Genomic DNA, 14,646 nt, shown 5'->3' with positions numbered 1-14,646 from the left:
CAGGAAGTTAGGCGAGGTTTATTAAACTGTTAAACTTCTGCAACCACAGGAATGCGCTTACGTGCATTACGCTCGTCGTTGTTAATCGGGCGAATCTGTCCGCGCTCAGCAACAAATTCAATATGCTCATCCGCTTTTGCACTATTTACAAAAGTACGGAAACGCTGGCGAACTTCCGGATTGGTTACGGCGTTTTTCCATTCATCTTCATAAGTGGCAATAATGATGGCCATTTCCGCTTCAAGCTCGGCACCCAGATTTAAGGAATCATGAATAATCACGTCTTTTAGGTAATCAAGGCCACCTTCCAGATTGTCGCGCCAGACGCTGGTACGTTGCAGGCGATCGGCAGTGCGGATATAGAACATAAAGAAGCGGTCAATATATTTGATCAGATCTTCGGTACTGAGGTCGCCAGCCAGCAGTTCGGCATGGCGTGGTTTCATGCCGCCATTACCACACACGTACAGGTTCCAGCCATTTTCAGTGGCAATCACGCCCACATCCTTGCCTTGCGCTTCGGCACATTCACGGGTACAGCCGGATACTGCCATTTTCAGTTTGTGTGGAGAGCGCAGGCCCTTGTAGCGGTTTTCTAGGTCAATTGCCAGCTTGACCGAATCACCCACACCATAACGGCACCAAGTACTGCCCACACAGGACTTCACGGTACGTAGCGACTTGCCATAGGCATGGCCGGATTCAAAGCCAGCATCAATCAGTCTTTCCCAGATTTCAGGCAATTGATGCACTTGGGCACCAAACAGGTCAATGCGCTGGCCACCGGTGATTTTGGTATACAGGCCATAATCCTTGGCAATCTGGCCAATCACAATCAGGCCTTCAGGGGTAATCTCGCCACCAGCAATGCGCGGTACAATAGAGTAACTGCCATCTTTCTGGATGTTGCCCATAAAGTAGTCATTACTGTCTTGCAGGCCAGCATGCTGCGGCTTGAGGATAAAATCATTCCAGCAAGAGGCCAGAATATTGGAGGCGGTTGGCTTGCAAATGTCACAGCCCAGACCGCTGCCATGCTTGTGCAGCAATTCTTCAAAGGTTTGGATTTTGCCCACACGCACCAGATGGTAAATTTCCTGACGTGAATAGGGGAAGTGCTCGCAAAGATGATTGTTAACGGTCACGCCCTGACGTTTCAGCTCGGATTTTAAAACCTGAGTGACTAAAGGCGCACAGCCGCCACACGAGCTGGCTGCTTTGGTACATTTTTTCAAACTGGCCAGCGTGGTGTTACCCGCACCAATCGCACTGCATAAATCAGCCTTGGTTACATTGTTACACGAGCACATTACCGCTGAATCTGGCAGCAAGTCCACGCCCGCGCCACCACTTGCTTTGGGTGCATTACCGGTTGCAGGCAAAATCAGCGCTTCGGGCTGTTCTGGCAAATCCATGCCGTTGAGCATCATTTGCAGCAGGTCGCCGTATTCAGCCGCATCACCCACCAGCACCGCACCCAGCAGGCGGGTTTTATCCTTGTTGACTACCAGCTTTTTATAAACCTGTCTGGTTTCATCACAAAACTGATAGGACAAACTATCCGGTGTCATGGCGTGTGCATCACCAATGGAAGCAACGTCAACACCCATTAGTTTTAGTTTGGTGCTCATGTCGGCACCGGCAAACGTCTTGCTGGGCTGTTCCAGAATATGGTCAGCCGCCACACGTGCCATGTCATAGCCTGGTGCAACCAGACCAAAGATCTTGTTTTGCCATAGCGCACACTCACCAATGGCATACACGTCGTGGTCAGAGGTCTGGCAGTAATCATTAATCACAATACCGCCACGCTCACCCAAGGCAAGTCCAGCCTGACGTGCCAGCTCATCACGCGGGCGAATCCCGGCAGAAAACACGATCATGTCGGTCTCTAAACATGAGCCATCAGCGAAGTTCATTTTGTGGAAGGCATTGTCGCCATCCACAATTTCGGTAGTGGCTTTCTGGGTGTGTACGCCAACACCCAGTTGTTCGATTTTCTTGCGCAGTACCTTGCCGCCGCCATCATCAATTTGCACAGCCATCAGGCGTGGAGCAAATTCCACCACATGGGTTTGTAGCCCCAGGTCTTTTAACGCCTTGGCAGCTTCCAGTCCCAGCAGGCCACCACCAATCACTACACCGGTTTTGGCCGACAAACTGGCATTGCGCATGGCATCCATGTCTTCAATGGTACGGTACACAAAGCAGTTGTCACGATCCTTGCCCGGTAATGGTGGCACAAATGGATAAGAACCCGTGGCCAGTACCAGCTTATCATAGTCAATCTGGCGACCATCTGCGGTAGTGACTGTTTTATTGGCAATGTCAATACTGGTGGCTTTGGTGTTAAGGTGCAGGGCAATGCCGTATGCATCCGCAAAATCATGGCGCGCCAGCAGCAGGTCATCGGCACTCTTACCGGAAAAATACTCGGTCAGGTGTACCCGGTCGTAAGCAGGGCGGGGTTCTTCAGCAATGACGGTAAGTTCTACATCAGCCTGATCAACCAGACTTTCAATGAGTTTATGACCCACCATACCATGACCAATTACAACGATTTTCATGTCATTTTCCTCTATGTATGGCTTGAGTTAAGCAACTTGCTGTTTGTTAAAATCACTGTTTGTCTGATTGGCCAGCATGGCTTCATCAAACAGCGCTTGTTCTTTTTGTTTGTGGGCAACACTAAAGCGCACGGCAATGGCACATACCGAAGCCACCATGACAAAGATGCCAATCAGGTGCAGGGTAGACTGCATGTCCAGCATGCCTTTGAGCAAAAACCCTGCGGCCACCGCACCCACGTTGCCACCCGCACCAATAATGCCTGCCACACCGCCTAGCGAGTTGCGGTCGATGAAAGGCACCAGGGCATAAGTTGCACCGCAAGACATGTGGGTAAACAGGCCAAAAAAAGTCATGGCCAAAATGGCAAGCATCGGCGTTTGCATGTTGGAAAACAGCAGCAGGCCAAAACCTTCCAGCAGAATCAGGATGAACAGGATTAGTGTGCGGCCATCCAGCCCTTTTTTAACTGCAATCTTGTCGGACACATAGCCACCCAGCGCACGGGCAAACAGTGCCAGCAAACCAAAGATGCCTGCGGCCATACCGGCTTCTTTCAGGCTAAAACCAAACTGATCAACGTAGTAGCTGGCAGCAATGGTATGAATGAAGATTTCTACACCAAAGCAGGCCCCGTAAGTAATAAACAGCATCCACACGCGGTAGTTCTTGGCTGCAGTCAACAGCACGGCCATGCCACTTTTTTTACCGCTACCCACTTCAACACCTTGTTCGCGCAGTTCTTTATAGTTGCCTTGCGGACAGTCCTGAGTGAGTTTCCAGTACATGATTCCAACAATCAGCATCAGCACACCGGGAACCAGTAGGGCAATGCGCCAGCCCATGGCCTGTTCAACACCAAACATCACAATGGCGGCCAGAATAAGCGGCATAAGCGCCTGTGTTGCCCCACCGCCCGCATTACCCCAGCCCGCAGTGGCTGCGTTGGCAGTGCCCACTACATTTGGAGCAAACATGACTGAAGTGTGATACTGGGTAATCACAAAGCTGGCACCAATGGCACCAATTAACAGGCGAAAGAACAGGAAGCTTTCATAGCTTTGCTAAGCCGCCACACCAAAAACCGGAATACTGCCCAGAATCAAAAGCGTAGAGTAGGTGATACGCGGGCCATAGCGATCACACAGCGGGCCCACAATAATGCGCACCACGATGGTAATGGCAACAGCCGCAATATTGATGTTGGCGATCTGGTCTTTGGTTAAGCCAAACTCGCCTTTAATTACCGGCATCAGCGGTGCACAGGCAAACCAGGCAAAAAAGCAGACAAAAAAGGCCAGCCAGCTTAAATGAAATGCACGCATGGCTGGAGTTTTGAAATTGAACAAATTTATTGAGGTAGCTTTGGACGACATAGCAACTCCTGAAAACCTTAATGGTCTTTCAATACAAATTGAAAATAGCCAGACAGAAGTGCGGGCGTCGTTGACCGCAAAAAATTCTTTAACATGCTCAACGCTGATCATGTTGAGAGTATCTAAGCAAAGGGTGTGCCAACAATTCAAGCTATTGAAATTTAAATAATATTTAATTGTTTACTATTGGCTTGAATAGGAATGATCATATTATTCAGATATTATAAATGGCATGCATGACTATAAATCACTACATTGGTGCATCAATCTGGAACAGTACGTATTCGTATTCGGGAAAATCAGGAGCAAAACATCAGTATGCCAACCGATTCTATGCTGTCTACAAGCGCTGTTGAGGCATTTTCCCCTATTGCACTGCGCCTGCGCCTCATGCATCAGGACAAAATTGCCATGGGGCCGGGTAAGGCTGATCTGCTGGAAGCGATTGCCCAAACTGGTTCCATTACACAAGCTGCCAAACAAATGGGCATGAGCTATCGGCGCGCATGGCAACTGGTGGATACCATGAATAGCTGTTTTGCAGCATCCTTGGTAGAAACCCAAACGGGCGGTAGTCAGGGTGGAGGGGCAGTTCTTACCCCAACCGGGGTACAGGTATTGAATTTATTTAGGAAAATGGAGCAGGAACTGTTGCAACAAAGCTCGGTTTATCAACAGCAATGGGATGATTTATTAAAACCCTAATCAATTTTTTGCAAAATAACAGTTGTGAAATCAGTTGGATATCTCTATTTTAAAAAATCGTTATGTTTTTGGGGATATGACGAAATCTGTCCTGTTTGCAAATAAACCATAAACACAGCTTTAAACAATAGTCTATATTCCGAGCTAAATGATGAATAAGTTCAACCAGTTAATTATAGCTACTCTCATGGTGAGCAGTAGTTTTTCCAGTATGGCTCAGGCAGAAAATATCAAGATTTATGCTGCAGCCAGCCTGACCAATGCGCTTGGGGATATTGCAAAACAGTTTGAAAAAGCCAATCCTAAAATTACGGTGACGCCAGTATTTGGTGCATCATCCATGCTGGCCAAACAGGTAGAAGCTGGTGCGCCTGCCGATCTGTTTTTTTCTGCCGATGAAAAATGGATGAATTATCTGGTGGATAAAAACAAAGTGGCTGCTAGTCAACCAGTTAGTCTATTGAGCAACCAGCTTGTGGTAATTGCACCAAAAGGGCGCACATTTTCTTTCAAAGCGCAGTCTTCATTTAAATTTGCTCGGGCATTTAAGGGGCATTTATGTACCGGACAGCTAGAATCTGTCCCTGCCGGAATTTATGCCAAGCAAAGCCTGATTAAACTGAACTGGCTGGATAGCCTGCAAGGCCGTATTGTAGAAACGGATGATGTACGTGGTGCTTTGGCTTTTGTCGAGCGAGGCGAGTGTGCGGCAGGCATTGTGTATGCCACCGATGCCAAAATCAGTAAAAAAGTAAGTGTTGTGGGGGTTTTTCCAGAAAATGCGCACCAACCAATAGTTTACCCTGTGGCGTTAACCAATCAGGGGCAATCCAGTCGTGATGCGCAGAAATTCCTGCAATATCTAAAAAGCAGCCCAACAGCACGGGCCACCTTTAAACACTACGGGTTTTCGGTAAAACCATGAGCTACGTTAGCCATAGTCTAAAGACCCTTGCAATGTTTGTGATCAGCCATGCCAAGTCTTGACCTGCTAACGCCTGAGGAATTGAGCGCGCTGTACCTGTCTGCCAAAATTGCGCTGGTTGCCACACTCATGAGCCTGCCTTTTGCCCTGTTGCTGGCGTGGGTTTTGGCGCGTTACCAGTTTCGTGGCAAGTTTATTGTTGAGGCGATGCTGCAACTGCCCATGGTATTACCACCAGTAGTGCTGGGGTATTTACTGCTGGTGGCGTTTGGCACACAGGGCTTTATTGGGCAATATTTGCAGCAATGGTTTGGCATTCAACTGGCATTCAACTGGAAAGGGGCGGTGCTGGCATCAATCATTATGGCTTTTCCACTCATGGTGCAGCCCATCAAGCTGGCATTTCAAATGGTGGATCACCGGCTGGAACAGGCTGCGGCAACATTAGGTGCAAAACCATGGCAGGTATTTTTAACCATTAGCTTACCGTTAGCCAGTTCAGGCGTGTTGATTGGCAGCATTTTATGTTTTAGCCGCAGTCTGGGAGAGTTTGGTGCAACCATGACCTTTGTCGGTAATATTCCCAATGAAACCCGCACCATGCCATTAGCTATTTATTCATTTATCCAGCAGCCCGGTGGCGAAACTGCTGCGGCGCGACTTGTGGTGCTATCCATGTTACTGGCATTTGCTGCCTTATTGGCCAACTACTGGATTACCCAGCGTTACCAGCAAAAAATAGGATACCTGTCACGTGCTCAGTTGTAATTTTAGCTATCGCCGTGGTGAGTTTGAGTTAAATATTCAGCTGGATACACACAACCTGCCTCATCATCAGCGGTTAGATCAAGCCAAAAGCCAAAATCAGGTTACCGGTATTCTGGGGGCCTCAGGAGCAGGAAAAAGTACACTGTTAAAAGTGCTGGCCGGTTTGCTAAAACCACAGCAGGGCCGGATTAATTTTGACGGACAGGTTTTTTTCGACAATCAGACCCGTACATTCATGCCCAGTTATCAGCGCCATGTTGGACTGGTGTTTCAGGATGGCCAGTTATTTCCGCATTTAAGCGTGCAACAAAACCTGTTATATGGCTATCGGCATTTAAAGCCAGCCCAGCGCCGTTTCGAATTGGCACAAATTGTTGAGCTGCTGGAAATAGGTTCCTTAATTGAGCGTCGGGTAACCCAGTTGTCGGGCGGGGAGGCGCAACGGGTAGCGCTGGGTCGTGCCTTGCTGTATTCCCCCCGTTTGCTATTACTGGACGAACCGCTGTCAGCACTCGATACACGTTTGAAACAGCAAATCCTGCCGTTTTTTGCCCGGATCCGTGATGAAATCCAGATCCCCATGATTTACGTTACCCATCAGCCACAGGAACTGGAGTTTTTACAGGCAGATATTCTGCACATGGCTCAAGGTAAACTAATTCATATACCTTAAGTGGTGTCATACAGTTAAGGCTGGGCAGGTTTTAGCACCGGATTATAGTCAACCGGGAGCCATTCAAAGCGGTTTTTGCCCAGCTGGCGAATGTGGCCAATACCCGGAAATGGCAGGTGTGCACCCGCAACCAGTCGGCCTGTTTTAGCAGCTTCAGTGAATTGTTGCTGGCGAATTTGAATGGCCTGTTTGGCATCGAAGTCAAAATCCAGGTTAATATCGGGCCGCTGAAACTGCAAGCTGTGATTATGTACCACATCTCCAAGCACCAGTAACTGTTGCTGCCCAGATTCTACAAGATAGCTGGTATGTCCTACTGTATGTCCATAGGTCGGGATAATTTTAATCCCATCGATAATTAAATCACCAGCCTGATAGGTTTTATATTGCTGGCTGTCCTGATAAGGCTTGAGCACGCGAGCAGTTGCTGCAAAGGCTTCCTTAAACGTAGCCTGTTTTGCTTCAGGATATTTTTGCAGGTTAGCTGGATTTAACCAAAAGTCAGCCTCAAGTTTATTGACATAGATGGTGGCATTTTTAAACGCTTTTTCGCCCTCGACAGGACTAATGCCACAGGCATGATCAGGGTGTAGGTGCGTCAGCAATACGGTATCAATCTGGTCAGGGCGATAGCCGGCAGCCTGAATATTCTCTTCAATGGAGCCTAAGGCATCGCCAAAACACTTGGCAGCCCCACTATCAATAAGCACCAGATGCGAACCTGTATTAACCAGATATGCATTAACTGAGGTCTGAATGCCGTTCTTATAGTCAACATAACCAGACTGTAACAGCTTTTCCAGTGTGGCCGGTTTTTCCCCTTTAAAAATAGTGGTTGGCAGGTTGACATAGCCATCATACAGTGCAGTAACCTGGAAACTACCCAGTGGAATATGATAAAAACCAGCCACCTGTTTAGTGGCCAAAGGCGGATTATTGGTGTTTTGTGGCGTTAAGGGGGTTAGCGCTTGTCCCCATGTACTTATACCAATCATCATTAGAGCAAGTGATGTTTTTAATAATTTCATTTATTGACTCTGTTTATAGATTAAATGTTAGTAAATTAAACAAGTGAAGTTGAAAGTAGGCAATACTTTCTTTGTTGTTACTTCAATGTTATCACTTCAATATTTTTTCAGCGGCCTGATGAGTCCAGCCTTTACTCACTAAATAATTCACTGCCTGCCGCGTATCAATGGTGTGTTTTTGCAAGCTGGACAGGCTTAGCTGTTCCGGCAAATTTTCATGCTGGCTCAAAAACTGATAGGCTGCATCAAAGCAGGCCATATCACAGGATTGCTGCGACAGGCTGGCCAGATCAATGGGCTGCTGCCATTGTTGCCAGCGAATAATTTGCAAACTGACCCAGGCATAATCTGCTGGTTTGGGCCGTGCGTTTAAACCCGTCAGGAAACGCGCCGGATTACCGGCACTAAATCCATCCAGCGCAGCATTCAGCCAGCTTTCCGGTAGTTCCAGTATATTTAATTGTTCGAGTATTTTAATCAGTTCGGCATAGTGGGTCTGGGTGGCCAGTTCATATTGTGCCTTTAATAGTGCCGCCACCAGCGCCCGATGCGTATTGGGATTGCGCTGTGCCCAAGCCTGCGTCACGCCTAATACCTTGTCGGCACCATGTGGCCAGATAGCTTGCGCATTGGTCACTACCTGTCCGATACCTGAAGATACGGCTGCGGTATTCCAGGGTTCACCCACACAAAAACCGTCAATACGGCCTGTTTGCAGGTGATCGACCATTTGTGACGGCGGCACGGTATAAAACTCAATGGATTTTTCATCCAGATCAGCCAGCGACAACCATTCACGTAACAGGTAATGATGCAGTGAAAACTGGAACACATGGGCCAGCCTCAGTGTTTTACCCTGCTGAACCACCTGTTGCAACGCCTGTGCATTTTCACGCGGGGTATTGTGCTGATAGTCCATGTTAAGCTGCTGGGCTAGCTGCGATGAAATACTAATCGCTGCCCAGTTTTCAGACAGGGTGAGGGCGCTGACAAAAGGCACACCGACCTGATCAGCGCCTAAATTGGCCGCCAGAATCATCGGGGCAAGGCATTGTGCTGCATCCAGTGCCCCATAGGCCAGACGGTCGCGCAAGCTGGCCCACGACACTTCCTTGGCTAGCGTCACATCCAGGCCAAACTGTTTAAAAAAGCCGCGGTGCCACGCCCAGATAATCGGGGCAGAATCCAGCAGTGGCATAAAGCCAATGGTAATTTGGGTTTTTTCCAGTGCTTGCATGCTTGGTTGCATTATTTTTCCCCCTGATGATCCAGCAGCTCGGCTGCCGCCAGTACAGTACGCGCTGCCTCACCCAGCGTAATACGCTTGGCCATGGCATTTTTGCGTAACAAGGCATAAGCTGCATTTTCATCCAACTGTTTTAGGCGCATTAAAATCGCCTTGGCCCGGTCTATATCACGGCGGTCAGCCAGACGGGTGCGGGTATCATCCAGATCTGCCAGCAGTTTCTGATGTTCCTTAAACTGGGCAATGGCCACGTCCAGAATTGGTTTTAGGCGCTGGGCATCAATACCATCCACAATGTAAGCCGTAACTCCGGCACGAACTGCATTACTAATGGTTTGCGGGTCAGATTGTTTGGTAAACAGCACGATAGGCCGCGGCGCACGAGCTGTCATGTGAGCACAGTTTTCCAGCATGTCGCGTGCCGGATTATCCATGTCCACCAGCACAATATCAGCATCCAGCTGCTCAACCGCCTCTACCAGATTATCCTGTGCAGACAGCTGCGCCACCACGGTATAGCTGGCAGCGGCCAGAGTTTCGGTTAAAAAGGCTGCACGACTAGTATCGTCATCAATCAGGATGATGCGTAACGGCATGATTTCTCCAACTGGCTGCACCAAAGTGGTGGCTAGCGCTTAAAAATGCACGATTCAGCGTCATTGGTGAATCAAACAGGCTCAAATTCATCATTTATTTTAAGGCGGCATTGCCTGCAATAGACTTTCGGTTTACACAGTCTGGTAAAAAAGGGATAAATTTTGCTATCTCATAAAAAGCAGCAGAATTTATCCCTATTCGTTATGTTTTAAAAAGCAATAACTATGCCGTTAAAGTTGGCAGCACCGTTTTTAAGAATAATTAATCGACATCCACAACCAGCGTTTTTGCCATACGGTCGTGCAGGGTACGGCGACGCTCTGAAAAAATAAAAGCAAAATCAATGATGATAAAAAAGAAGGCAAAATAATTAATGATGATAAAAACAATAGAGCGAATCAAAAAGCTGCGGGTAAGGGGAGGAATCTGGCCGTTTTGCTCATCAACAATTTTAATTTTCAAGGCTTTTTTGCCAATGGATTGCCCACTCTTATACAGGAAAAAAGCCTGTACCACAAAGTAAAGCAACGTATAAATACCAACAGCCCAAAATAGACCGGAGGGCAAAGTTCCCAGTAGGTTTAGCAATTGTTCCTGTTGCTCAGGGGTTGGCATCACTGATTGGCCAGCAATAGTCTGATACTGGCGCACAAATTCAGGGCTAACAAATTGTCCGAAAATAAATGAACTGGGCAGCCACAACAGCAGAATATCAATAATTTTGGCCAGAACGCGCTTGTTCACAGAGGCCAGCTTAAACGCCACTGTGCTGCGTGCACTCTGGTTATGACTAGCCCATGCATTTTTATTGTGCTTGTTCACCGAAGTGGTTGCAGCCGCTGGCTGGCTTTGAGATGACTGGGTTGGAACAGGCTGACTCTGAAAAGGCGAACCACTGGGCTGATAAACCAGCTGGCCATTGGTCAGATTACCCAGGGGTTGCCATTCGCTCATGCCTTCATGCCAGGCCAGATCAGTCAAAACCACTTGTCCACTTGCGAGCATCTGGTTGACCTGTTCCAGACTATACGGGCCAGCCTGTTCATTGTTACGTGCCAGATAAATTTGCATTGTGTTAAACCTTAAATCTAATAAATTGCTTGGCGTTATTTTAATGAAAAAGACCCATTTGCATGGGTCTATTGTCGGGATTTATAGCGCTTACTCAGTTCAGATTAAGCTCTATATAAGATTTATGCTGAATCGACAGGGTACAGGGTAGCTTAAGCACCTTTTTTAGCCTGATCTTCAGCCAGAAAGAACCATGTTTCCAGCACGGAATCGGGGTTCAGCGACACAGAATCAATGCCCTGTTCCATCAGCCACAGTGCCAGATCCGGATGGTCGGATGGGCCCTGACCACAGATTCCAATATATTTGCCCGCTTTATTGCAGGCAGCAATGGCCATGGACAGTAATGTTTTTACGGCTTCATCACGCTCATCAAACAGGTGCGATACAATACCGGAATCACGATCCAGACCCAAGGTTAACTGGGTTAAATCGTTGGAACCAATTGAGAAGCCATCAAAATGCTCAAGGAATTTATCAGCCAATAGCGCATTGGTTGGCAATTCGCACATCATGACAATTTCCAGACCATTTTCGCCACGACGCAGGCCATTGGCAGCCAACAGCTCAATGACACGGGCAGCTTCACTCACAGTGCGCACAAACGGAATCATGATCTTGACGTTGGTCAGGCCCATTTCATCACGTACTTTTTTCAGCGCACGGCATTCCAGCTCAAAGCAGTCACGGAAGTTGTCTGAGACGTAACGGCTGGCACCACGGAAACCCAGCATTGGATTTTCTTCTTCCGGCTCGTACAGCTTGCCGCCAATCAGGTTGGCATATTCATTGGACTTAAAGTCAGACATGCGCACAATGACGGGCTTGTCGGCAAATGCGGCAGCCAGTGTTGAAATACCTTCCACCAGTTTTTCAACATAAAAATCAATGGGTGAGGCATAGCCAGCAGTACGGGCCATTACCGCAGCACGGGTTTCACGTGGCAGGCTTTCAATATTTAGCAGGGCCTTGGGATGCACACCAATCATGCGGTTGATGATGAACTCAAGACGTGCCAGACCAATCCCCTGATTGGGAATCTGGGCAAAGTCAAAGGCGCGGTCAGGGTTACCTACGTTCATCATAATCTTGAACGGTAGTGGTGGCATGGACTCTATGGAGTTGCGCTGGATTTCAAAGTCCAGTGCGCCTTCATAAATATAGCCAGTATCACCTTCAGCGCAGGAAACAGTTACGGCCTGATCTTCGGTCAATACTTCAGTGGCATTGCCGCAACCCACAATGGCTGGTACACCCAGTTCACGCGCAATAATAGCGGCATGACAGGTACGGCCACCACGGTTGGTTACAATGGCAGAAGCCCGCTTCATGACAGGTTCCCAGTCCGGGTCAGTCATGTCAGATACCAGCACGTCTCCCGGTTGAACCTTGTCCATTTCCTTGATGGAAGTGACAATACGTACCTTACCGGAACCAATGCGCTGGCCAATAGAGCGGCCTTCACACAGAACATTGCCTTTTTGCTTAAGCAGGTAGCGCTCCATGGTGCCAACATTCTGGCGGCTTTTTACCGTTTCAGGACGTGCCTGAACAATGTACAGCTTGCCGTCATCGCCGTCTTTGGCCCACTCAATATCCATTGGCGCGCCGTAGTGTTTTTCAATAATCAGCGCTTGCTTGGCCAGTTCGGTTAGCTCATGGTCATTTAGGGCAAACTGGTGACGTTCCTGTTTTTCAACATCCACAATAACGGTAGATTTGCCCGTAACACCACTTTCGCCATAAATCATTTTCTGGTGCTTGCTGCCCAGATTGCGGCGTACCACAGCCAGTTTGCCGTTTTCCAGCAAAGGCTTGGAAATATAGAATTCATCCGGATTGACTGCGCCTTGCACAACCATTTCACCCAGACCATACGATGCAGTAATAAATACCACATCACGGAAACCGGATTCGGTATCCAGGGTAAACATTACGCCTGCCGCACCAGTTTCACTGCGCACCATACGCTGGATACCGGCGGATAGTGCCACGTTGGAATGTGCATAACCCTGATGGACACGGTAGGCAATCGCGCGGTCATTAAACAGCGAGGCAAACACTTCCTTGACTGCAACCAGCACGTTGTCAATACTACGGATATTCAGGAAGGTTTCCTGCTGGCCGGCAAATGATGCATCCGGCAAGTCTTCAGCGGTGGCAGAGGAGCGCACTGCAACTGCAATATCCGGATTATCACCGGCAAGCGCTGCAAAGGCTTCACGGATTTCACTTTCAAGTTCCGGAATAAGCGGAGTGTCAATGACCCACTGACGGATTTTTGCACCGGTTTCAGTGAGGGCCTGAACGTCATCAACATTTAGGGAATCAAGTTCGGCCTGAATTTTTGCATTTAAGCCACTTTGTTCAAGGAAGTCACGGTAGGCCTGTGCTGTTGTTGCAAAGCCACCCGGCACACTTACACCCGCATTGGACAAATGACTGATCATTTCACCAAGTGAGGCATTTTTGCCGCCAACTTGTTCTACGTCATGTTTGCCCAGTTTTTCTAAACCAATTACGCGCGCTTCCAAAATTGACACTCCATTTAAAAAACATTACTGGATCGCAGCAATGATACAAGAATGCACCGCCTACAGGATAGTGACAGGCGACAGCTACTAAATATCAGGTTACTATAAAGATAATGTTTACTTTAGACAAATATTAAAGAGGTTAAAATGGTCGATAAAACAGCAGTGCGTCGCAGTGTATTTTTTGTTTCAGATGGTACAGCGATTACTGCCGAAACCCTCGGTCATTCACTTTTGGCACAATTTCCAACCGTTGATTTTGAAATACATATTATTCCCTATGTCGATAGTGAAGAGCGGGCGATGGATGTGGTGCAGGAGATTAACAAATGTGCAATCCGGGACGGTGCCCCTCCTTTAGTCTTTGATACTTTGGTCGACCCGTTGGTACGGGATATTATTAATACCGCCAGTGCCATTAATCTGGATGTATTTGAAGGCCTGATCAGCAAGATTGAAACCGAACTGAATGTAAAGGCTTCACCTCAGGTGGGCAATGCGCATAGCAGCGTAGACTCTGAAAATTATAAGTCGCGTATTGATGCAGTGCATTATGCACTGGATAACGATGATGGAGCCAAAACCCGTCATTACGACATGGCAGACCTTATTTTGATTGGCGTGTCACGCTCTGGCAAGACGCCAACCTCCATTTATCTTGCGTTGCAATTTGGTATCCGGGTGGCCAATTATCCCATTACCGAAGAAGACCTTGATGATAACCGCCTGCCCAAGGTACTCAAAGAACACAAGAAGAAACTGTTTGGCCTGATGATTGAACCTGAGCGTCTGGTAGCTATTCGCAGTGAGCGCAAGGCCAATAGCCGCTATGCCAGTTTTCAGCAATGCCAGATGGAACTGCGTGCTATTCAGGGGATTTATATTTCTGAAGGCATTCCTTACCTGAATGTGTCAGAGATGTCGATTGAAGAAATCTCAACCCGCATCCTGCAAACCACTGGCCTAAAACGCCGTATCAGTTAAAATATTTTGTTTTGTTCCTTGTTAAAAAAACCTACCTGTTTGCCTGTCATTTTAGATGGCAAACAGGCAGGTCAATAACGTTTTATTGCTTACTCTTACAATTCAATAATTTAAAAACAGCCTGCAACTAACCCATAGTTTCTTCCAAGGGCAATCCCCTTGTAACAGTGA

Annotated in this window: 11 protein-coding genes and 1 pseudogene; 5 read left to right on the top strand and 7 right to left on the bottom strand. The window is 47.8% G+C overall.

The window, feature by feature from the left end:
- Positions 1-29: 29 nt before the first annotated feature.
- Positions 30-2,567 (bottom strand): nitrite reductase large subunit NirB, encoded by a 2,538-nt coding sequence (gene nirB, locus BKE30_RS08405; protein ID WP_076878148.1) that lies wholly within the window; start codon positions 2,565-2,567, stop codon positions 30-32.
- A 27-nt stretch (positions 2,568-2,594) separates the two neighbouring features.
- A pseudogene (locus BKE30_RS08400) lies at positions 2,595-3,944 on the bottom strand (MFS transporter).
- Between the two features lie 318 nt (positions 3,945-4,262).
- Between BKE30_RS08400 and BKE30_RS08395 the strand changes: the two are divergent.
- The 4 genes from BKE30_RS08395 to BKE30_RS08380 all read left to right on the top strand — a co-directional run bounded on the left by BKE30_RS08395 (position 4,263) and on the right by BKE30_RS08380 (position 7,015).
- A complete protein-coding gene (locus BKE30_RS08395; protein ID WP_406564676.1) occupies positions 4,263-4,649 on the top strand; it encodes a winged helix-turn-helix domain-containing protein in 387 nt (128 codons plus the stop codon).
- Between the two features lie 148 nt (positions 4,650-4,797).
- Complete coding sequence (gene modA / locus BKE30_RS08390) at positions 4,798-5,574, top strand: molybdate ABC transporter substrate-binding protein (protein ID WP_083698505.1); 777 nt, start codon at positions 4,798-4,800, stop codon at positions 5,572-5,574.
- A 63-nt stretch (positions 5,575-5,637) separates the two neighbouring features.
- Complete coding sequence (gene modB, locus BKE30_RS08385) at positions 5,638-6,342, top strand: molybdate ABC transporter permease subunit (protein WP_076878240.1); 705 nt, start codon at positions 5,638-5,640, stop codon at positions 6,340-6,342.
- Positions 6,329-7,015: an ATP-binding cassette domain-containing protein gene (locus tag BKE30_RS08380; protein ID WP_076878146.1), complete on the top strand. Its 687-nt coding sequence runs from the start codon at positions 6,329-6,331 to the stop codon at positions 7,013-7,015. Before modB ends, BKE30_RS08380 begins: the two co-directional genes overlap by 14 nt.
- Before the next feature lie 14 nt (positions 7,016-7,029).
- Here the strand turns inward: BKE30_RS08380 and BKE30_RS08375 are convergent, their stop codons facing one another.
- From BKE30_RS08375 to ppsA, 5 genes are all read right to left on the bottom strand, one after another.
- A complete protein-coding gene (locus BKE30_RS08375) occupies positions 7,030-8,043 on the bottom strand; it encodes an MBL fold metallo-hydrolase (protein ID WP_076878145.1) in 1,014 nt (337 codons plus the stop codon).
- A 91-nt stretch (positions 8,044-8,134) separates the two neighbouring features.
- Entirely contained in the window at positions 8,135-9,292 is a 1,158-nt protein-coding gene (locus BKE30_RS08370) for a CmpA/NrtA family ABC transporter substrate-binding protein (protein WP_076878144.1), read from the bottom strand.
- Entirely contained in the window at positions 9,292-9,885 is a 594-nt protein-coding gene (locus BKE30_RS08365; protein WP_076878143.1) for an ANTAR domain-containing response regulator, read from the bottom strand. Before BKE30_RS08365 ends, BKE30_RS08370 begins: the two co-directional genes overlap by 1 nt.
- Before the next feature lie 262 nt (positions 9,886-10,147).
- Entirely contained in the window at positions 10,148-10,957 is an 810-nt protein-coding gene (locus tag BKE30_RS08360; RefSeq protein ID WP_076878142.1) for an RDD family protein, read from the bottom strand.
- Between the two features lie 152 nt (positions 10,958-11,109).
- Entirely contained in the window at positions 11,110-13,491 is a 2,382-nt protein-coding gene (gene ppsA / locus BKE30_RS08355; protein WP_076878141.1) for a phosphoenolpyruvate synthase, read from the bottom strand.
- Between the two features lie 147 nt (positions 13,492-13,638).
- Between ppsA and ppsR the strand changes: the two genes are divergently transcribed.
- Positions 13,639-14,475, top strand: coding sequence for a posphoenolpyruvate synthetase regulatory kinase/phosphorylase PpsR (gene ppsR, locus BKE30_RS08350; protein ID WP_076878140.1), 837 nt, complete (start codon positions 13,639-13,641; stop codon positions 14,473-14,475).
- Positions 14,476-14,646 lie beyond the last annotated feature (171 nt).

Source organism: Alkanindiges hydrocarboniclasticus (assembly GCF_001982605.1).
GTDB classification, from domain to species: domain Bacteria; phylum Pseudomonadota; class Gammaproteobacteria; order Pseudomonadales; family Moraxellaceae; genus Alkanindiges; species Alkanindiges hydrocarboniclasticus.
This window is presented reverse-complemented; position numbering and strand designations above follow the sequence as displayed.